Below are 18,814 nucleotides of genomic sequence, written 5' to 3'. Positions count from 1 at the left end.
CGCCGCCGCGCCGCCTCGCACGGGACGCGACGGGCGACACCGCGAACGCGCCGCGCCGCGCCGCGCCGTGCCGCCCATCCTCCGCTACGACGCCTTCTTGCCCCCCTTGCTACCATGTTCGCCATTGCCCGGCAACACGGCCGACAGCACCTGCCGCGCGGTCTCGACGATCACGTTCGCTTCGCGCGGGTCGCCCTTCACCAGCGTCTCGGCGAAGTGCTTCGCCTGCTGCAGCGTCACGTGCGGCGGCAGGGGCGGCACCTCCGGATCGCTTTTCACCTCGAGCACGACCGGGCGGTCGGAAGCCAGCGCCTCGTCCCACGCGGCGCCGAGCTGTTCCGGATCGTCGACGTAGATGCCCTTGAGCCCGAGCAGCGTCGCGAAGCGCGAGTACGGCACGTTCGGAATCTGCTGCGACGCGTCGAACTTCGGGTCGCCTTCCATCACGCGCTGTTCCCACGTGACCTGGTTCAGATCCTCGTTGTTCAGCACCATGCAGATCCAGCGCGGATCGGGCCATTGCCGCCAGTACTTCGCGACGGTGATCAGCTCGGCCATGTTGTTCATCTGCATCGCGCCGTCGCCGACCATCGCGATCACCGGGCGCACCGGGTACGCGAACTTCGCGGCGATCGCGTAGGGCACCGCCGCGCCCATCGACGCGAGCCCGCCCGACAGCGAGCCCATCATCCCGCGCCGCATCATCAGGTCGCGCGCATACCAGTTCGCGCACGAGCCGGAATCGCTCGTCAGGATCACGTCGTCGGGCAGCCGCGACGACAACTCGGTGAACGCGCGCTGTGGATTCACGCCGCGCCCGGCGCTCGCCTTCGCGGCCGCGCGCGCGGCCAGCGTGTCGCGCCAGTCCGCATTCCATTTCGCGACCCGGTCGCGCCAGCCGGTGTCGTCGCGCTCCTTCAGCAGCGGCAGCAGCGCGCGCAGCGTCTCGGCGCTGTCGCCGACGAGGTTCACCTCCATCGGATAGCGCAGGCTCAGCATGTCGGCCTTCAAATCGATCTGCACGCCGCGCGCCTGGCCTTCCTTCGGCAGGAATTCCGAATACGGGAAGCCGGAGCCGACGACGAGCAGCGTGTCGCATTCGGTCATCAGTTCGTAGCTCGGCTTGGTGCCGAGCAGCCCGATCGAGCCGGTCACCCACGGCAGGTCGTCCGGCAGCGCGGCCTTGCCGAGCAGCGCCTTCGCGGCGCCCGCGCCGAGCCGGTCGGCCACCGCGATCGCCTCGTCGGTCGCGTGCAGCGCGCCCGCGCCCACCAGCATCGCGACCTTCTTGCCCGCATTGAGCACGTCGGCGGCGCGCTGCAGGTCATCCGCATACGGGACCACCTTCGGCGGCGTATAGCCGACCCCCGAATGCACGGTGCCGTGCGCGCGCTTCGGCGGCGCGTAGTCGAGTTCCTGCAGGTCGCTGGGCAGCACCAGCGCGGTGACGGTGCGCGCGCCGAGCGCGATGCGCACCGCGCGGTCGACCAGATGGCGCACCTGCGCGGGCACCACTGCAAGCTGGACGAAAGCGCCCGCCACGTCCTTGAGCAGCGCGGGCAGATCGACTTCTTGCTGATAGTGGCCGCCGAGCGCCGCACGCGCCTGCTGGCCGACGATCGCGAGCACCGGCATGTGGTCGAGCCGCGCGTCGTACAGGCCGGTCACGAGGTGCGTGGCGCCGGGGCCCGAGGTCGCGACGCACACGCCGAGCTCGCCTGTAAATTTTGCATGCGCGGACGCCATGAAGGCCGCCATCTCTTCGTGGCGCGCCTGGATGAATTCGATCTTGCCCTCGGCCCGGCTGAGCGCGCCGAAAAAGCCGTTGATGCCGTCGCCCGGGTAGCCGTACACGCGGCGCACGCCCCAGTCGTACAGCCGTTCGACGATGAAATCCGCCACTGTCGCCATGCCGTTTCTCCTTGGTTCCGGATGAGCACAAGCGCTGCGCGCAGGCGATCGTCGTGCGCGGCGCTGCCCGGCGCTCACGCAAGGCGCGTGCCGCGCGCATCGGGCACGGGCATTGCATGCTGGCGTTGCAAGCACACGGCAAGCAATCCGGAGTGCGGCGATGGCACTTTCCGACGTACTGGCGATCGACGACGTGCGCGTCCGTACCGCTTGCCGACCGATCGGCCCGACGCCGACGGCACCTACGCATGGCATGCGCCGACGATCGTCGTCGGCGAGGTCGACGCGAAGCCCGTGACGGGGCTCAGCTATACGTACACCGATGCGAGCGCCGCGCCGCTTGACGGCTGGCGCGGCGAACACATCCGCGCGTGCAGGATCGAGATCGGCGCACAGGATGCGCGCGATCCATCGCGCGTGCGGCGCACATGCGCGCGCACGGTGGCGGTAGGCGAGCTCGGTCCGCCGCGCGGCGTGCGCCTGGCCGTTCAATCTTCGAGGAGTCACGACATGGATCTGTTCACTCGCCGCCCGATGCGCACGTCCCGGCACTGCGCGGCCTGCGCGCTGCTGGTCGCGGCCGTTGCCGCGCTGCCGGCGTGGGGCCAACTGCGCCCGCCGGCCCCCGTGGCCGCGCCCGACACACCGACTCAAGCGTACAAGCGCGCGGACCACAGGATGATGGAGGCGATGGACGCCGCACCGTACACCGGCGACGCCGATCGCGATTTCGTCGAGCACATGACGCCGCACCACCAGGGCGCGATCGACATGGCGCGGGTCGAGCTGAAATACGGCAAGGACCCGACGCTGCGCAAGCTCGCGAGCCGCATCATCGCCGCGCAGCGCGACGAGATCGCGCTGATGGAGCGTTGGCAGAGGGAGCATGGCGCGGCGCCGTGAACGCCGGTCAGGCGGCGGTTGCGTGCCCCGGCGGTTGGTTATGTTGCAGCGTCCGCGCGGCTGGCGCGGGGATGACCGATGCCCGGCATGGCGTTTCCGCTTTCCGGATTGCAACGGCATCCTTCAATCGCAACTAACGGTCATCCGCGTTGTCGCCCTCGACTCGGATGCGTATGTATCGCGATGACACCCGTCGCCCCGACGCGGATCCATGAACCCGCTCGCAGGCGGTGGGCGGCTCATGCACGGCTCGAACCTCGCACCGTCGCGCCGCGTCGCCCGCCGCGCCCGCCGGGCCTTCCTGCGTCGCGCCATTCGTTCGTGCGGGCCAACCCCCAGCCGCGGAATTTTCAAGCGCTTGTCATTTCGCGCGTCGTTGGATCGCGCGGTCGCCGGGCGACGCGGGCCCGGATGCCGCGCAGGCGGACACGCGGCAGCGGCTTACGTACGAGGCACGGCACATGCTGTCTCGTGATGACGAAGCCCGGCGGTACCGGGTATCGACTACGGTGATTCCCATGACTTCCAGAACGCGTTCGAACAATCCGTTGTTGAATCTAGCGGTGGCCGTGGCGTGCGGCGCGGCGGCGATGTACTTCCTCGATCCGGCGTCGGGCCGGCGGCGGCGCGCCTACGTGCGCGACAAGGCGGCGGCGAGCCGGCACGGTGTGCTCGACTATGCGAACACGCAGGCGAAGCGGGCAGCCGACCGCGCGCGCGGCGCGATCGCGGGCCTGCGCGCCGACTGGCTCTCGGGCGATGCGGACGACGTGGTGCTCGCCGAACGCGTACGCGCCGCGCTGGGCCATCTGGTCGGCCGTGCGCGCGACGTCGACGTGAGCGTCTCGCACGGGCACGTGCGCTTGAGCGGGCAGGTGGAGGAAGGGGAACGGCATGCCATCGTCGACGGCATCGCCGCGGTGCATGGCGTGAAGGCCGTCGAGGACGCGATGGGCGCACGCAGCGAATACAAGGCGCCGCCCGGCGGCCCCGTGCACTGACGGCGGCCTCGGCCGCGCGCCGGCGGGCGCGGTGAACGAAGCACGACACGAATCCGGCGCCCGCGCGGCCGCCGCCACGGCGGCCGTGCGGCGCCCCATCCGGAGAACAGCTGATGACCGATCGCCCATCCCCCGGCACGCCGCCTCCCGCACCCGAACCCGATGCGCACAACGCGCTCGAAAGCCTGCTCGGCAGCCTGCACCGGCACGGCTTTCTGCGCTTCGCGAACGAGGTCGTCAGCGCGAACGCGCAGATGGCCGAGACGTTCGTCGGCGCGCTGGACAAGCCCGGCATGCAAACCGGTGTGCAGAATCTTGCCGCACTCGTGATGGCGCTGTCGCGCATTCCGCCGGAGCAGTTCGGCAAGGCCGCGTTCGCGGCGGCCGATGCGCTGCATCACATCGGCGCGTGGAAGCCGGATGAGCACGAACATGTCGCGCCCGGCGTGCGCGGCGCATACCGATTGCTGCACGACGAAGCGTTATGGGACGCGCTGACGCCGCTGCTCGAAGGGTTGAAGGTGTTCGCGCAAGGCCTCGCGCGCGAGGCTCCGAACCCCGCGATCCCGCCGGTCAGCGAGAGGCAGACGGACGCGTGACGGTGGTGCATTCGTGCTGCGCACTGTTCGTGTGAGTTCGGAACAGGCGCGGATACGCGAACCGCGCTTCAAGAGGACCCGCAGCCGGCCGCGGGCCGCCTGCGATTTTTCAATGCGTTGTCATTTGTTCCGCAGGCCGGACACCTGGCAGCGGCCGCCGGCCCGTACGAGCCGCGTCTCAACGTAGTTCAGCGCGTGCCGTCCCGTCCGCGCGCCGGCCGGGTGCGCCGCTTGCTCGCCCGCGCGCTTGAAGGCCGGCGCGGGCAATGCCGCCCGCGGCCACCGCCCTGGAGCGATCTTTCATGCCCGATGTGACCCTGTTCCCGTTGTCCATTCATGAGCGATTCCGCGTCGTGCTGCGCCGCGCGTTCACGCCGGGACGACGCGGTGCGTGGGCGCTGCCGGTAGCTATTCCGATCCCATACGCGGACGCAGGATCTACGGAGCTTGCACCGCCCACCATCACCCGTGCCGGCGACGGCACCGCCGACAGCGGCCACGGCGGGCGCGCCGGAGCCGGCCGCCACGACGAACGCGACACCGACGCGCCGGGCGGCGGCGGGGGCGACGGCCATCCGCACGACGATCGCGGCGGCCGCACCGGCGGCGATGGCGACGGCGGCAACGGCGCGGGTGAAGGCGAACGGAAGCGGCCGGGCAAGAAGCCGTTGATCATCCTCGGCGCGGTGGCGGTCGTGCTGGTGATCGCGGGGCTCGTGTGGTGGCTCGCGACGCGCAATCAGGAAAGCACCGACGACGCATACACGGACGGCAACGCGGTGGCCGTTGCGCCGCATGTCTCCGGCTACGTGACACGGCTCGCCGTCGACGACAACACCTACGTGCACCGCGGCGACGTGCTGGTCGAGATCGATCCGCGCGACTACCGTGCGCAGGTCGACGCGGCGCGCGCGCAACTCGGCCTCGCGCAGGCGCAGCTCGACGCGTCGCGGGTGCAGCTCGACATCGCGCACGTGCAATTCCCGGCCCAGTACCGGCAGGCGCGTGCCCAGATCGAATCGGCGGAAGCCGCGTACCGGCAGGCGCTCGCCGCGCAGGAACGACAGCGCGCGGTCGATGCGCGCGCAACCTCGCAGCAGGCGATCGACGCGGCCGACGCGCAGCGGGCGAGCGCCGATGCGAACGTCGCGATGGCGCAAGCCCAGGCGCGCACCGCGAGCCTCGTGCCGCAGCAGATCCGCCAGGCCGAAACGGCCGTCGAGGAGCGCCGCCAGCAGGTGCTGGCGGCACGTGCGCAGCTCGATACGGCGAACCTCAACCTGTCGTACTGCGAAGTGCGCGCACCGTCCGACGGCTGGGTCACGCGCAGGAACGTTCAACTCGGCTCGTACCTGCAAGCCGGCGCGTCGGTCTTCTCGGTCGTCACGCCGCGCGTGTGGATCACCGCGAACTTCAAGGAATCCCAACTGGAGCGGATGCGCATCGGCGATCGCGTCGACGTGTCGGTCGACGCGTATCCCGATCTCGACCTGCACGGTCACGTCGACAGCATCCAGCTCGGCAGCGGCGCGCGCTTCTCCGCGTTTCCGGCCGAGAACGCGACCGGCAACTTCGTGAAGATCGTGCAGCGCGTGCCCGTGAAGATCGTGCTCGACGGTCCGCTGCCGAACAATCCGCCGCTCGGTCTCGGCCTGTCGGCCGAACCGACCGTGCACCTGAAATGACCGGCCGCCGCGCGGCGGCCCGCTTTCACCGGAGCGATCCGATGCCCGACATCCGCACGTCCGCCATGTTGACGGGGGCCCGTCGATGAACCGGCCGTCCGACAAGCCGCCCGACGGCTCCGCTTCGTCCGGCGGCGCGTGGCGGCCCGCCGCGAACCCGTGGGTCATCGCGATCGTCGTCACGCTCGCCGCGTTCATGGAGGTGCTCGACACGACGATCGTCAACGTCGCGCTGCCGCATATCGCCGGGACGATGTCCGCGAGCTACGACGAGGCGACCTGGACGCTCACGTCGTACCTCGTCGCGAACGGCATCGTGCTGCCGATTTCCGGCTTCCTCGGGCGCCTGCTCGGCCGCAAGCGCTACTTCCTGCTGTGCATCGCCGCGTTCACCGTGTGCTCGTTCCTGTGCGGCGTCGCGACCAACCTGGGCGAGCTGATCGTGTTCCGCGTGCTGCAGGGCCTCTTCGGCGGCGGGCTGCAGCCGAACCAGCAGTCGATCATCCTCGACACGTTTCCGCCCGAACAGCGCAACCGCGCATTCTCGATCTCGGCGATCGCGATCGTCGTCGCGCCGGTGCTCGGGCCGACGCTCGGCGGCTGGATCACCGATCATTTCTCGTGGCGCTGGGTGTTCCTGCTCAACGTGCCGATCGGCGCGCTGACCGTGCTCGCGGTGATGCAGCTCGTCGAGGATCCGCCGTGGCGGCGTGGCGCCGAGCGCGGGATCTCGGTCGACTACATCGGCATCGGCCTGATCGCGATCGGGCTCGGCTGCCTGCAGGTGATGCTCGATCGCGGCGAGGACGAGGACTGGTTCGGATCGAACTTCATCCGCGTCTTTGCGGTGCTGTCGGCGCTCGGCCTGATCGGCGCGACGCTGTGGCTGCTGCGCGTGAAGAAGCCGGTGGTCGATCTGTCGTGCCTGCGCGACCGCAACTTCGCGCTCGGCTGCGTGACCATCGCGACCTTCGCGGCCGTGCTGTACGGCAGCGCGGTGATCGTCCCGCAACTCGCGCAGCAGCACCTCGGCTATACGGCGACCCTCGCGGGCCTCGTGCTGTCGCCCGGCGCGCTGCTGATCACGCTGGAAATCCCGCTCGTGAGCCGGCTGATGCCGCACGTGCAGACGCGCTATCTGGTCGGCTTCGGTTTCGTGCTGCTGTCGGGCGCGCTGGTCTATTCGCGGCTGCTGGTGCCGGACATCGACTACCGGCACCTGGTGATGATCCGTTGCGCGCAGTCGCTCGCGATCGGCTTCATGTTCGTGCCGATCACCACGCTCGCGTACCTGACCGTCCCGCAGCGGCTCAACGACGACGCGTCCGCGCTGTTCACGATGTTCCGCAACGTCGCGGGTTCGATCGGCATCTCGGTGTCGACCGCGCTGATCCGCGAGCGGACGCAGGCGCGCATGGCGCACCTGTCCACGCACATGTCGCCGCTGTCGCAGAACTTTCAGGACGCGCTGCACGAGAACGCGCGCGCGATCGGCGCGCTGTCGGGCGTGCCGCCGCCGGCCGCGCTGCAAACCGCGACCGGCCGGCTGTACGAGACCTTCATCTCGCAGGCGACGATCCTCGCGTATATCGACGTGTTCGCGATCCTCGCGGTGTTCTGCGCGTTCAGCATTCCGGTGACGTTCCTGTTCTCGCCGGTGAAGGCCGCACGCGGCGCGGGAGGGCATTGACGATGACGATGAATCGACAGCGCGGCAGCCGCCGGCATGCGCTGCAACCGCGCGGCGTAGCCGCGATGCTGGCGGCCTGCGTGGTGCTCGCGGGCTGTACCGTCGGGCCGGATTTCAAGCCGCCGCAGGCGGATGTGCCGGCGAACTGGCATGACCTGCAGGCGTCGGCCGCGGCGGCATCGCCGGCATCGCCGGCATCGCAGGCATCGGGTGCATCGCCGGCATCGGGTGCATCGGGTGCATCGGGTGCATCGGGTGCATCGGGCGCATCGGGCGCATCGGGCGCATCGCGCGCATCGGCCGCCGGCGCGCATGCGCCGTCGTCGCCGACGACCGGCGCCGATCCCGACCCGCGCTGGTGGCGCGCGTTCGGCGATCCGCTGCTCGATCGCCTCGTCGAGCGTGCCGCGCGCGACAACCTCGACGTGCAGGCGGCCGTGCTGCGCATCGCGCAGGCGCGTGCGCAGGTGCGCGCGGCCGCCGCGCAGGGCTTGCCGAACGTGCGGGCGAACGCGAGCTACCAGCGCGAGCAGTTGGGCCTCAAAGGAATCATCGAGGAACAGGGCATCGACCAGCGCATCGATCGTCTCGGCGCGCCGGGTTCGCCGCTCGACCGCTTCGGGCCGGGCACCGGCGCGAGCGTGCAGCAGGGCGCACGCGCCGCGATCGATTCGCTCGAAGCGCCGGTCAATGTGTGGCAGGCCGGGTTCGACGCATCATGGGAACTCGACCTGTTCGGGCGCGTGCGTCGCTCGGTCGAAGCGGCCGGCGCGCAGGCGAGCGCGGCGGTCGCGAGCCGCGACGATGCGCTGCTGTCGCTGGAGGCCGAAGTCGCGCAGACCTATCTGCAACTGCGCGGCGCCGAAGCGCAACGCGCGCTGGCCGACGACCTGCAACGCGCGCAGCGTGACCTGCTGGATCTCACGCGCGAGCAGGCCGCGCACGGTCTCGCGAGCGATCTCGACGTGCGCAGCGCCGACGCGCGGCTCGCGCAGATTCGCGCGCAGCTGCCGCAGTTCGACCAGCAGATCGTGCTGCTGCGCAACGGCCTCGCGTATCTGGTCGGCGGTGCCCCGGGCGCGCTCGACGACTTGCTCGACGCGCCGCGCGCATTGCCGGGCGTGCCGCCCAGCGTGCCGGTGGGGCTGCCGTCGACGCTGGCGCGCCGGCGGCCCGACATCCGCCGCGCGGAGGCCGAGCTGCATGCGGCGACCGCCGACGTCGGCGTCGCGGTCGCGCAGTTCTATCCGGACATTTCGCTGACCGGGCAGGTCGGATTGCGCGCGGCGCACGTGCGCGAGCTCGCGCACTGGTCGCATCTGTTCTACTCGTTCGGGCCGGCCGTGTCGTTGCCGATCTTCTCGGGCGGGCAACTCGTATCGAACCTGCGGCTGTCGCAGGCGCGCCAGGCCGAAGCGGCGCTCGCCTATCGACGGGCCGTGCTCGTCGCGCTGCGCGACGTCGACAACGCGCTGGCCGTCTATCGCACCGACCAGGCACGCGCGGCCGCGCTCGACGATGCGGTCAAGGCAGAGCAGGGCGCGCTGGAACTCGCGCGCGATCGTTACCGGAAGGGGTTGTCGCCGTTCCTCGACGTGCTCGACGCCGAGCGGCAATGGTCGGAGGGGCGGCAGCAGGCGGTGCAGGGCGCGTTGCAGACGAGGACCGATCTCGTCGCGCTGTACAAGGCGCTGGGCGGCGGATGGCAGACGACCGGCTCGGCCGCGGATGCGGCTACGGTCGGCGCGGTGGCGCCGTCGCGAGCCGATATGGCTCGCGCGCAATAACTGCAGCGATCGCGTCGGCGACACCGGCAACCTCGGCAACCTCGGCAACCTCGGCGACATCGACGACATCGACGACATCGACGACATCGACGACATCGACGACATCGACGACATCGACGACATCGACGACATCGACGACATCGGCCACATCGAGGACCTCAGCCGCCCAGCGGCGGCCGACGCAGGGCACCGCGATTACCTGCACGCGCGCGAAAACAGCAGCGAATCGGCGTCGTTGAAGCGGATCCGCACCGGATCGACGTACCCGGCCTTCTCCGCGACGCGGAGCGACGCGACGTTGGTCGGCGCGATCAGGCATACGCTGCGTTCGAACCGGTTCTGCGCATCGAGCCAGTCGAGCGCGTGCGACAGCGCTTCGCTTGCGTAACCTTTGCCGTGCGCCCAGCTCGCGAGCGCCCACCCGGCTTCCGGCACGCCGCGAATCGACGGCTCGACCGCGCGGTGGAAGTCCGCGAAGCCGAGATCGCCGACGTAGCGGCCCGATGCCTTCTCGCGAATCGCCCAGTAGCCGTAGCCGAGCAGCGGCCACAGCCCGCGATAGGCGAGCAGTCGCATCCACGAGTCGCGTGGCGCGGACGGCTGGCCGTTGAAGATGTGCGCAACGACGGTCGGCTCGGCCCACATCGCGGCGAGCGCGTCGAAGTCGCCGAGCGGATGACCTTCGAGTATCAGGCGGGGGGTGTCGAGAACCGGCGGGGACATGACGGGCGGCAGCGCGCTGAATGTCATTCGGCGTTCCATGTGAAAGGGGCAGGGAAGGCGCGGCCGTGCGCCGCGCCAGGGCCCCGTACGATACCGCGGAAATCGGCGCGCCGCCGCCAATCCCTGCCTGCTTCGGGGAATGCAAACGCGTCGAGCGGAGGGCCGTCGCCGACGTCCACCGGTGGCGGCACGGTCAAGGTCGCGCGACGACACATCGTGGCCTCACCGGGGCGCACGGCGCTCGACGAATGCGTGTCGATCGCTGGCAGCCCGGGGCGAAACTCAGCAGCGGCGGGTTGTGCGCCGACGCGTCACGGCGGACATCGATACGCCCGCATGTTTCGCACGAAGCGGCATCGCGCCCGCGTCTGCCGCTCCTACTTGCGGCTCTTCAAGAAGCTGCGGCCGTGCGCGGTGATCGACGCGCCGGAGCGGCTGTTCGACGCATGGCTGACGAAGCCCGCGCCGACGAGCTCCTGTTCGACCGACCAGCCGAGCGCCGGCGCATCGCGGCCGTAGCGCACATCGGCGAGGCGCTCGAGCGCCCAGAGTGCGGAGGCCGACAGGTTGGGGGTGTTGGACATGACGTTGTCGTTCATCGCTTCCTCGGAGAGTGGTGATTCAGGGTGAACGGCACGAGGCCGTGGGGTCGGGCGACGCGGAGTCAACCCGCCTGCAGCAATGGCAGCAGCGCGTGGAGCGCGGCTTCCTCGTCGGGCCCGGTGGCGAGCACCTGCGCGGACGTGCCGCCATGCATCTGCAGCGCCGCGATGGCCGTCGCGTCCTTCGCGCTGCCGCTGAGCCCGTTGGCGAGCAGCAGGATGTCGCTTTCGAAGCGGTGTGCCGCCGCGACGATCGCGTCGCGGGACGCAAGCGCGCGGTCGCGGTTCCATGCCGAGCCGATTTCAACGTAGACGACGGTTGCCACGATGCGGATCAGCCCCGGGGAAAGTCGTCGGAACGGCGTGCAACGGCCGGCCCGCAGGCCCGGCACACGGCTTCCCGACGGGGCCCCGGGCCTTGCGCGCCCGACACCGGTGCTTCATTCATCTCGAACATGTCGACATCCTCAGCGAAACCGCCATCAAGTCCGGCGAATGATCGAAAGTGGACGATTATAATACGACAGCTGGATTATGTGTATTGCATTATAATGCCGTGTGCATGAAGGCCGCCCCGTCGCCCTGTCGACGGGCCGCCGCGATGCGCGATCCGGGCCACGCGCTTGCGTGCCCGGCATTTTTTTTCGATTGACCCGAACTCCCACCGAATGGAAGCTGCAATGAACGCCGCCCCCGCCTGCCCGCAATGCGCGATGGAAAACACCTACCCGGACGGCACGCTGACCGTGTGCGCGGACTGCGGACATGAATGGTCGGCCGGTGCCGGCGTGGACGCCGGCGACGAACCGGCCGGCGACGTCGTCAAGGACGCGAACGGCAACGTGCTGTCGGACGGCGATGCGGTCGTGCTGATCAAGGACTTGCGCGTGAAGGGCTCGTCGATCACGTTGAAGATGGGCACCAAGGTCAAGAGCATCCGGCTCGTCGGCGGCGATCACGAAGTCGATTGCAAGACCGACATGGGCGGCTTCATGCTGAAGGCGTGCTACCTGAAGAAGGTCTGACCGCACGCGGTTCGACCGACTCTCCGACTACCGGGCTGCCGACCATGAGCGAGGATCGAATTTCCTATGACGCATTCCTGCGGTTTCTGGCAATGCCATTGAACGACGGCCGCCCGTTCGTGCTCGAGACCAAGCACACGGTCTCGTTGCACTTCGACCACTTCGGCACGCAGAGCTTCATGTCGCTGAAGGATCCGGTCCGGCTCGAACTCGGCTATACGCGCGTGATGATGGGTTTCCTGCTGCTGCAGCCGGCGCCCGCGCGCATCTGCATGATCGGGCTCGGCGGCGGATCGCTGGCGAAGTACTGCTATCGCCATCTGCCCGATACGGCGATCGACGCGGTCGAGATCAACCCGGACGTAATCGCGCTGCGCGACGTGTTCAGGATTCCGCAAGACGACGCGCGCTTCGCCGTGATCTGCGCGGATGGCGCGGACTACGTCGGCCGGCCGGAGGTCAAGGCGGACGTGATCCTGCACGACGCGTTCGTCGCCGACGGCATGCCGGGCCGCTGCACGGGCACCGCCTTTTTCGACGCGTGCCGTGCGCGGCTGAGCGAAACGGGCGTGCTCGCGATCAACTTCATGGACGACGATCCGGCGTTGCCGCGGCATCTCGAGCAATTGCGCGAGGTGTTCGACGCTTCGTATGCGCTGCTGCCGTGCGGCGACGACAACAACTTCATCGCGTTCGCGTGGAAGAACGGCAACCCGCTGCCGTCGCTGCGCATCCTGCTCGAACGCGCGCTGGGGTTCGCGTCGGCCGGCGAGCTCAAGCTGTCGCCCACCGCGCGGCGCATGAAGGAAGGGGAGTGCATCGCTCCCGAGCGGCTCGTCTGGCGCGCGCGTGAACACGCGCGATGGGAAATCTGCACCTGAGCTGCACCCGAGCGTGGCGTGGGTTCTGCCGCGTTACTTCATCCGCTTGCCGAGCGCGCTCTTCGTCTTGTACGTGACGCCGTGCTTGTCGAGATACTCGCGGATCAACTGACGCACGACTTGCGACGGCGTGAGATCCTGCTCCGCGCAGAGCATTTCGAACGCTTCTTTCTTGGCGGGATCGATCAGGACGGTCAGGCGGGCGGTTTTCGTTTCCATCGTGCGGCAGGGTGGTCGATATGTTAATCAAATTATAATGCATCCGCTTTCGGCGCCACGGCCGAATGCGCCGTTGCAGCGTGCGCGCCGGCTCAACGCCGGCGTTCGAGCCACGCAAGCAGGTCGTCGATCAGCGGCATCGCCGCGAGCATCACGAGCAGGCAGGCGAGCGGCACGGTCACCACGTAGCCGACATGCTTGAAGCCGATCGCGCCGGCGAGCCCGCCGACGAAGAACGACGCGAGCATCGTCGCGTGAATCCTCAGTTTCGAACGGTTGGCGATCACCGCGTGCGCGTCCACGTCGACGGCCGAGCGATTCCAGTAGAACAGCTTGCCGAGCTCGATGCCGAGGTCGGTCACGATGCCGGTCACGTGTGTCGTGCGGATTTCCGCGCCCGACAGCTTCGTGATCGTCGCGTTCTGCAGACCCATGATGAAGCACAGCAGCGTGACCGTGACCGGCACGAAGAACGTTTCCCACAGCGCGAGATGGCTGCCGAGCAGCCCGAACAGAAGCAGTAGCACGGCTTCGACCAGCAGCGGCAGCACGAACTGGCTCTGCAGGCCGCGACGCCGCCCCCAGTTGACGAGGATCGCCGAGCAGCTGGCGCCGATCAGGAACGACCCCAGCGAACTGATGCCGGCCAGCGCGAGCTGGATGTCGCCGAGCGCCGTCTGGTCGGCGATCGCCGACACGATGCCGCTCATGTGCGACGTGTATTGCTTGACTGCCAGGTAGCCGCCGGCGTTGGCCGCGCCCGCGACGAAGGCCAGCGAAAAGCCGAGCTGACGGTTCGCGGTCGCGCTGCGGTGTTTTCCGGTGAGGCTTCGAAAGTACTGCGCTGGCATAGGGGTACGCTCAATCGCCCGGACGGCGGGCATGGACAGGACGACCGCCACCGGTTTCAGGTGTCAGGCGCCCGCGCGGGCCACCGGCAAAGGGGGCCGGGTTGCTCGAATCATCTACAAGACATGATAATGACATTATCATACTCTGTTAGCCCAATGGGGCTTTAAGTACAATGTCTGCCATGTCGGCAGGACGCTGCCGGCCGCGGCTTGCGCGGGCGGCTTCCGGTTCCACACGGCCCACGTGCGCCGTCCGTGCGGCGTGACTTCGCCGCTATTTCCCCGCTACGTCGTCGTTACTTCGATATCCGCCTCATGACCCCGATCAAGTTCGTTCTCCGCTACACGGCGATTCCTTTCGCAGCCATCGTGGCCGCCGTCGTGTGGGCCGTCGTGCCGTCGTCGAAGGAGATCGACGCGCGGCAATATGCGGCGCTGTCGCGCGCATACACGAGCTTTCCGCTACCGTTTCGACATGAGATCTCGGAGGCGATGGACGACGGGCGAATCAGCGACCGGCGTTACCAGACGCTCGTGCGCGATTCGCTGGGCAATGGCGTGGCGCTGGACTGGCCGGCATCGGGTGTGGCCGACGTCGCTGCCGAGCGGCAAAGACTGACTGAACTGCTGAAGGCCGATTCGGGCCTGGAGGAGCATCAACGATGAAGATTGCGCTGGTTTCGGTGGCGTTCGCGCTGATTATCGGAAGCCTGATTTTCGCGCTGTATTTCATGAATCACGACCGCGGCAGGAGCAAGCGGATGGCGTGGTCGCTCGCGGCGCGCGTCGGATTGTCGATCACGTTGTTCCTGTCGCTGCTGATCGCGTATCGGCTCGGGTGGATCGAGCCGACGGGGCTGCCGATCGGCAGGTGAGGTTCGTGCGTGCCAGCCACATCTGACGTGGTTTGGTGCGCTCGAGTTTGGATCGATAATCGAGATGTTGTGATAAGAATACTTATCCTGATGGATCGAAACAAAAACGCCTCGGCATCGATGAGAGGTGCCTCAGGCGCGGAGCGCTCTCCATAGCGAATACCGACAATTGGATCAGCGGGGAACCGTCACACCGTCAACTCTCCGCACCACCTTGCCGGCGCCACGCGCGCGGCGCCACCGCGAACCGTTCGCGGAACGCTCGGCTGAAATGCGACATGTCGTTGAATCCCCAGCGCAACGCGATGTCGGACACACGCAGCACCCCGCATTGCGGATTCGCGAGATCTTCCGCGCACCGTTCGAGCCGCAGGTTCCATATGTAGCGCATCAGCGAGGTGTTTTCTGCCTCGAACAGCTTGTTGATGTACCGCGACGATATCCCGGTCGCCTGCTCGACCATCGTGGGGTTCAATTCCGGGTCGCGCAGATGTTCGAGCAGATGCCGTTTCACGCGCGTGAGCGTCAGCGCCTTCATCCGCGACTGCGCGACGTCGTTGCGCTGCAGGCTCCCGATGGTCATCGCGATCAGCGAGATCGCGGTATCCGACAACTGCAGCATCTCGTCCTCGGACACGTGGCGGATCTGCGACGACATCTGTTCGAGAAACCCGCGCATCACGTAGCCGACGCCTTGCCCGGTCGGCATCGGGCAAGCGGTACGGTGCTCCATCCCGACGACGAGCTGGTTGAGCGTCGTGCGCGGAATGCTGACGACGATTTCGCGCCACGACTGGCCGAACTGCAGGTGATGCGGCCTGGTCGCGTCGTACACCGCGAAATCGCCCGGACGCAGTGTGACGATCTTGCCGTCCTGTTCGACCGACTGGCTACCCTCGAGCATCAGTACCGCGAAATACTTGTCCTCGTACTCGCTACGCGCCTGACGAAAGCGCCGGGTCACCGCCTGTTCGCTCGCGTGGATATCCGAGATCCGCAGCTTGTCGCACTTGCGCTGCCGCACCCGGCCAAAGAAATCGTCTTTCTGGACAGCCGCGATCTGCACATCCGCAAACAGGCGCAGGATCATCTCGCGCCAGAATTCGATGCGCTGGCTGACAGAGCCGTCGGTCGCGACCTCGATCGACGAACGCGTCCATTCGAACGGCGCACCGCCTGACGCGAGGGCGAAGTCGTCGCAACCGGGGAAGGGAGGGATCGAAGGTGTTGTCATGATCGTGCCCCACATGGATAAGCAAACGGCAGCGAGTAGCGTGCCCGTTCAAAAACGCGTTGTCCAACCCGGTCGAAACCCGCGCCGCATTGGCCGCCGACGCGACAGGGTGCGCCGGCGGGCCCGGCTCATCATGCGAACGTCGTCTGGCGCCAGTCGGACGACTGTTCATACGCATAGGCGCACCGGTAGATCGTCGCCTCGTCGAAGCGACGCCCGACCAGTTGCAGTCCGATCGGTAGATCTTCCGCGATCCCGCAGGGAAGCGACATTGCCGGATGTCCGGATACGTCGAACGGTGCCGTATTCGCGAGCATCTCGAACGCGCGCGCCAGCGATTCGGACATCGCGCAACCGGGCTCCGGCAGTTTCGACGCGCGTATCGGCACGGTCGGCATCAACAAAAGATCATACGATTGCAGGGCCGTGTCGTAATCCGCACGCAGCCGCCGTGCGAGGTTCTGGCACTTCGCGTAATAGCGGCCGCGATACCGGCTCGTGAAATATTCTCCGAGCAGCATCGTCACCTTGACGGTATCCGGCAGCTCGTCGGCTCGCTCACGCCAGCCCGCGTGATGATCGATCATGCCCGTCACGTACAGGCCGCCCCAGTTGAAGCCGTGGCTGTTGCCCTTCATCATCTGCTGAGTCGCGCCTTCGGCGGCAATCGGCAGCCAGATCGCCGTTCCGGCCGCATGCAACGGCACCGATACCTCGTCGACCTTCGCGCCAAGCTGGCGCAACCGATGCGCGGCGACGAGCACCGCCTCGTCGACGACCGCCTCCGAATTCGCGAGTCCAAACCCTTCGCGCAGGATGCCGATCCGCAGGCCGGCGATGCCGTCCCGGATCGCACCGAGATAGTCGGCGCGCGGCGGCAGCGCCCGCTGGCGCGGATCGAGCCCGTCGTCACCAGCGATCACGTCGAGCAACAGCGCGTTGTCGAGCACGTTGCTCGTCATCGGCCCGAGGTGGTCGACGGTCGCCTCGATTGGCATTGCGCCGGTATACGGGACCAAGCCGTGCGTCGGCTTCATTCCGTAGACACCGCAATACGCGGACGGAATCCGCACCGAGCCGCCCTGGTCGCTGCCGAGCGCCATGTCGACTTCGCCGCTCGCGATCAGCGCACCGCTGCCGGACGACGAACCGCCGGCCGAATGTCCGGCCTTGCGCGGATTGAGCACGGGCCCGGACGCGCTCGTATGCGAGCCGCCGGAAAAGCAGTAGTACTCGCAGGTCGACTTGCCGGCGATCGTCGCGCCGGCGTCGAGCATCCGCGTGACGACAGTCGCGTCGACGTCGGGCACGTAACCTTCGAACGTGCTCGCGCCATTGCGCATCGGCACGCCGCCGACACAGATGTTGTCTTTCACGGCCACGGTCTTGCCGCGCAGCTTGCCGTCGGCGGCGCCGTGGATCGTGCTCTTGCGCGCCCACGCGCCATAACGGTTTTCGTCGCCTTCCGGGCGGTAGCCGGGCGTGCGCGGATACGCGATGGTCGGCAGATAGTCGGGCAGCGCGTCGATCGCGTCGTACGCGTCGAAATTCGCCTGCAGCACTTCATCGTAATCGGCGAGCTGCCGGGCATCGACATGAAAGCCGAAGCCGGCTGCGATGTCGGAAAGTTGTTCGCGGGTCGGGCGTTTGATGGCCATCGACGTTCTCCAGTTCAGTAAGGCGGCGCCGCCCGAACTGCGCGGCGCCGGCACGATTCAGCGGGCGACGGCGTCGCGCATCATCCCGGTTGTCGGATGGCAGTTCACGTATTCGTAGACCTGATGTTTCGCGTCGAATACGGACACCTCGTGATACAGCCGCAGCTTCGACAGCCCGGTGACGACGCGAAAGAACGTGACGAAGATCCGAAGATGTGTCGGATGCGACTCCGCCCATCGCTCGAGGCGGTCGAGCGAGCGCCAGTGGCCGATGTTGTAGCTCTCGTCGAGCAGATTGCCGTCGAGATCGATCGACCGCACGTAGCGGTTGCTATAGCAGCCGACGTCGACGCCGTTGTCGCGCAGGAATTCCATCCCGCTGCGAAGCGTCGGCTCGATCTCGTCGAGATACAGCCGGCGTTCGTCGTCTTCGGCCGCACGCCAGTCCTGCCCGGAACGGATCAGCGCGATGTTGTCGTGCGCCAGCACGACCACGCGGCCGCCGCGTTCCGGATCACCCGCGACGATCCGCAATTCGCCGTCCGCATGCATCCAGTCGGTTTGCGAAATCGGGAACCGGTCGCGCATCGACCCCCAGTAACCGTGTTCCTCGATCTCCCCACTGACGCCGTCCATGATCGAGCCGACCCCGGGAAAATCGTCCGTGAACGCGTACAGCGTCTCGAACTGCTCCGCGCGCGGCGCAACGATCTCGCGGAAGTAGCCGATGCCGTCCGCGAGTCGCGCGTCGGATGCCCACCATTCGGCGACCGCCGGCGACGCGATCCAGCGCGCGTACGCGTCAGGGTCGCGCCAATAGCCGACGGCGATCAGATTGTCGTAGCCCTGGTTGTCGGTGTGCTGCGTCAGATCATGATTGCCCGGGCCGTCCGGCGCATCGAAATCGGCGACGATCCGGCGCAGCGCGGCCAGAGCGGCGGAGCGCTTGTCGGCGCCGCGATACTGCACGCCGAAATAGCCCATCACGACCTGGCTCAGGTCTTCCGCCGCACGGGCGACGTACATCGGGAACGGCGGCTGGTAATCGTCGGCGACACGGCGTGACAGCGTGCGCGGGCAGACCAGGTGTTTATCGATTGCGGATTCCATGCATGGCCTCATTGGAAAGGGAGTCGGGTGTCGACGAATCAACCGTCGGTAAAACGAATC

At 67.9% G+C, this 18,814-nt stretch carries 20 protein-coding genes; 10 read left to right on the top strand and 10 right to left on the bottom strand.

What is annotated here, in order from left to right; genetic code table 11:
* Window positions 1-84: 84 nt before the first annotated feature.
* The gene (locus tag ACP26O_RS29195; RefSeq protein ID WP_175664743.1) at window positions 85-1,911 is read right to left on the bottom strand and encodes a thiamine pyrophosphate-requiring protein; all 1,827 of its coding nucleotides are present in this window, start codon (window positions 1,909-1,911) and stop codon (window positions 85-87) included.
* Between the two features lie 510 nt (window positions 1,912-2,421).
* Here ACP26O_RS29195 and copM point away from each other — a divergent pair.
* From copM to ACP26O_RS29165, 6 genes are all read left to right on the top strand, one after another.
* Entirely contained in the window at window positions 2,422-2,814 is a 393-nt protein-coding gene (gene copM, locus ACP26O_RS29190; protein ID WP_165754784.1) for a CopM family metallochaperone, read from the top strand.
* Between the two features lie 518 nt (window positions 2,815-3,332).
* Entirely contained in the window at window positions 3,333-3,815 is a 483-nt protein-coding gene (locus tag ACP26O_RS29185) for a BON domain-containing protein (protein ID WP_175664744.1), read from the top strand.
* 113 nt (window positions 3,816-3,928) lie between these two features.
* Entirely contained in the window at window positions 3,929-4,414 is a 486-nt protein-coding gene (locus tag ACP26O_RS29180; protein ID WP_011661429.1) for a hypothetical protein, read from the top strand.
* A gap of 302 nt (window positions 4,415-4,716) precedes the next feature.
* Window positions 4,717-6,099: an HlyD family secretion protein gene (locus tag ACP26O_RS29175; RefSeq protein WP_175664745.1), complete on the top strand. Its 1,383-nt coding sequence runs from the start codon at window positions 4,717-4,719 to the stop codon at window positions 6,097-6,099.
* Window positions 6,100-6,184: 85 nt separating this feature from the next.
* The gene (locus ACP26O_RS29170; RefSeq protein WP_426356428.1) at window positions 6,185-7,789 is read left to right on the top strand and encodes a DHA2 family efflux MFS transporter permease subunit; all 1,605 of its coding nucleotides are present in this window, start codon (window positions 6,185-6,187) and stop codon (window positions 7,787-7,789) included.
* 2 nt (window positions 7,790-7,791) lie between these two features.
* Complete coding sequence (locus ACP26O_RS29165) at window positions 7,792-9,576, top strand: efflux transporter outer membrane subunit (RefSeq protein ID WP_175664747.1); 1,785 nt, start codon at window positions 7,792-7,794, stop codon at window positions 9,574-9,576.
* Here ACP26O_RS29165 and ACP26O_RS29160 read toward each other — a convergent pair.
* From ACP26O_RS29160 to ACP26O_RS29145, 4 genes are all read right to left on the bottom strand, one after another.
* Window positions 9,524-9,766: a hypothetical protein gene (locus ACP26O_RS29160; RefSeq protein WP_426356427.1), complete on the bottom strand. Its 243-nt coding sequence runs from the start codon at window positions 9,764-9,766 to the stop codon at window positions 9,524-9,526. The two genes, ACP26O_RS29165 and ACP26O_RS29160, sit on opposite strands and share 53 nt — an antisense overlap.
* Before the next feature lie 5 nt (window positions 9,767-9,771).
* Window positions 9,772-10,326 (bottom strand): GNAT family N-acetyltransferase, encoded by a 555-nt coding sequence (locus ACP26O_RS29155; protein ID WP_244099014.1) that lies wholly within the window; start codon window positions 10,324-10,326, stop codon window positions 9,772-9,774.
* 350 nt (window positions 10,327-10,676) lie between these two features.
* Window positions 10,677-10,898 carry a hypothetical protein gene (locus ACP26O_RS29150; RefSeq protein WP_011661424.1) on the bottom strand — a complete coding sequence of 74 codons (222 nt, stop codon included), beginning with the start codon at window positions 10,896-10,898 and terminating at the stop codon, window positions 10,677-10,679.
* A 65-nt stretch (window positions 10,899-10,963) separates the two neighbouring features.
* Window positions 10,964-11,227, bottom strand: coding sequence for an HPr family phosphocarrier protein (locus ACP26O_RS29145; protein ID WP_165754583.1), 264 nt, complete (start codon window positions 11,225-11,227; stop codon window positions 10,964-10,966).
* A gap of 354 nt (window positions 11,228-11,581) precedes the next feature.
* Between ACP26O_RS29145 and ACP26O_RS29140 the strand changes: the two genes are divergently transcribed.
* Window positions 11,582-11,926 (top strand): zinc ribbon domain-containing protein YjdM, encoded by a 345-nt coding sequence (locus ACP26O_RS29140; protein ID WP_175664750.1) that lies wholly within the window; start codon window positions 11,582-11,584, stop codon window positions 11,924-11,926.
* Window positions 11,927-11,970: 44 nt separating this feature from the next.
* Window positions 11,971-12,807 carry a spermidine synthase gene (locus ACP26O_RS29135; RefSeq protein ID WP_175664751.1) on the top strand — a complete coding sequence of 279 codons (837 nt, stop codon included), beginning with the start codon at window positions 11,971-11,973 and terminating at the stop codon, window positions 12,805-12,807.
* A gap of 33 nt (window positions 12,808-12,840) precedes the next feature.
* Here ACP26O_RS29135 and ACP26O_RS29130 read toward each other — a convergent pair whose 3' ends face one another.
* Entirely contained in the window at window positions 12,841-13,026 is a 186-nt protein-coding gene (locus ACP26O_RS29130; RefSeq protein WP_006752901.1) for a ribbon-helix-helix protein, CopG family, read from the bottom strand.
* A 92-nt stretch (window positions 13,027-13,118) separates the two neighbouring features.
* Complete coding sequence (locus ACP26O_RS29125) at window positions 13,119-13,877, bottom strand: YoaK family protein (protein WP_011661419.1); 759 nt, start codon at window positions 13,875-13,877, stop codon at window positions 13,119-13,121.
* Window positions 13,878-14,192: 315 nt separating this feature from the next.
* On the opposite strand from ACP26O_RS29125, the gene ACP26O_RS29120 reads away from it, so the two are divergent.
* Window positions 14,193-14,543, top strand: coding sequence for a hypothetical protein (locus ACP26O_RS29120; RefSeq protein WP_175701344.1), 351 nt, complete (start codon window positions 14,193-14,195; stop codon window positions 14,541-14,543).
* Window positions 14,540-14,752, top strand: coding sequence for a twin transmembrane helix small protein (locus ACP26O_RS29115; RefSeq protein ID WP_006752898.1), 213 nt, complete (start codon window positions 14,540-14,542; stop codon window positions 14,750-14,752). The genes ACP26O_RS29120 and ACP26O_RS29115 overlap by 4 nt, the downstream gene beginning before the upstream one ends.
* A 196-nt stretch (window positions 14,753-14,948) precedes the next feature.
* Here ACP26O_RS29115 and ACP26O_RS29110 read toward each other — a convergent pair whose 3' ends face one another.
* The 3 genes from ACP26O_RS29110 to ACP26O_RS29100 form a co-directional block, all read right to left on the bottom strand.
* Window positions 14,949-15,986 (bottom strand): helix-turn-helix domain-containing protein, encoded by a 1,038-nt coding sequence (locus ACP26O_RS29110; RefSeq protein ID WP_175664753.1) that lies wholly within the window; start codon window positions 15,984-15,986, stop codon window positions 14,949-14,951.
* Between the two features lie 131 nt (window positions 15,987-16,117).
* On the bottom strand, window positions 16,118-17,644 hold the full coding sequence (locus tag ACP26O_RS29105) for an amidase (RefSeq protein WP_175664754.1): 1,527 nt from the start codon (window positions 17,642-17,644) through the stop codon (window positions 16,118-16,120).
* 57 nt (window positions 17,645-17,701) lie between these two features.
* Complete coding sequence (locus ACP26O_RS29100) at window positions 17,702-18,754, bottom strand: aliphatic aldoxime dehydratase (RefSeq protein ID WP_175664755.1); 1,053 nt, start codon at window positions 18,752-18,754, stop codon at window positions 17,702-17,704.
* Between the last annotated feature and the right edge of the window lie 60 nt (window positions 18,755-18,814).

The sequence above is a fragment of the Burkholderia sp. R-40 genome, assembly GCF_049942845.1.
In the GTDB taxonomy this organism is placed as follows: Bacteria; Pseudomonadota; Gammaproteobacteria; order Burkholderiales; family Burkholderiaceae; genus Burkholderia; species Burkholderia ambifaria.
Note: the sequence above shows the minus strand (reverse complement) of the source record. Positions and strands in the feature narration are given on the sequence as shown.

Excerpts from the sequence above, each read along its gene's own strand:
- ACP26O_RS29185 (WP_175664744.1), top strand. The coding sequence starts at position 3,333 with ATGACTTCCAGAACGCGTTCGAACAATCCGTTGTTGAATCTAGCGGTG.
- ACP26O_RS29155 (WP_244099014.1), bottom strand. The coding sequence starts at position 10,326 with ATGACATTCAGCGCGCTGCCGCCCGTCATGTCCCCGCCGGTTCTCGAC.
- ACP26O_RS29165 (WP_175664747.1), top strand. The coding sequence starts at position 7,792 with ATGACGATGAATCGACAGCGCGGCAGCCGCCGGCATGCGCTGCAACCG.
- ACP26O_RS29110 (WP_175664753.1), bottom strand. The coding sequence starts at position 15,986 with ATGACAACACCTTCGATCCCTCCCTTCCCCGGTTGCGACGACTTCGCC.
- ACP26O_RS29150 (WP_011661424.1), bottom strand. The coding sequence starts at position 10,898 with ATGAACGACAACGTCATGTCCAACACCCCCAACCTGTCGGCCTCCGCA.
- ACP26O_RS29130 (WP_006752901.1), bottom strand. The coding sequence starts at position 13,026 with ATGGAAACGAAAACCGCCCGCCTGACCGTCCTGATCGATCCCGCCAAG.
- ACP26O_RS29170 (WP_426356428.1), top strand. The coding sequence starts at position 6,185 with ATGAACCGGCCGTCCGACAAGCCGCCCGACGGCTCCGCTTCGTCCGGC.
- ACP26O_RS29115 (WP_006752898.1), top strand. The coding sequence starts at position 14,540 with ATGAAGATTGCGCTGGTTTCGGTGGCGTTCGCGCTGATTATCGGAAGC.
- ACP26O_RS29140 (WP_175664750.1), top strand. The coding sequence starts at position 11,582 with ATGAACGCCGCCCCCGCCTGCCCGCAATGCGCGATGGAAAACACCTAC.
- ACP26O_RS29180 (WP_011661429.1), top strand. The coding sequence starts at position 3,929 with ATGACCGATCGCCCATCCCCCGGCACGCCGCCTCCCGCACCCGAACCC.
- ACP26O_RS29100 (WP_175664755.1), bottom strand. The coding sequence starts at position 18,754 with ATGGAATCCGCAATCGATAAACACCTGGTCTGCCCGCGCACGCTGTCA.
- ACP26O_RS29195 (WP_175664743.1), bottom strand. The coding sequence starts at position 1,911 with ATGGCGACAGTGGCGGATTTCATCGTCGAACGGCTGTACGACTGGGGC.
- ACP26O_RS29105 (WP_175664754.1), bottom strand. The coding sequence starts at position 17,644 with ATGGCCATCAAACGCCCGACCCGCGAACAACTTTCCGACATCGCAGCC.
- copM (WP_165754784.1), top strand. The coding sequence starts at position 2,422 with ATGGATCTGTTCACTCGCCGCCCGATGCGCACGTCCCGGCACTGCGCG.
- ACP26O_RS29125 (WP_011661419.1), bottom strand. The coding sequence starts at position 13,877 with ATGCCAGCGCAGTACTTTCGAAGCCTCACCGGAAAACACCGCAGCGCG.
- ACP26O_RS29120 (WP_175701344.1), top strand. The coding sequence starts at position 14,193 with ATGACCCCGATCAAGTTCGTTCTCCGCTACACGGCGATTCCTTTCGCA.
- ACP26O_RS29175 (WP_175664745.1), top strand. The coding sequence starts at position 4,717 with ATGCCCGATGTGACCCTGTTCCCGTTGTCCATTCATGAGCGATTCCGC.
- ACP26O_RS29135 (WP_175664751.1), top strand. The coding sequence starts at position 11,971 with ATGAGCGAGGATCGAATTTCCTATGACGCATTCCTGCGGTTTCTGGCA.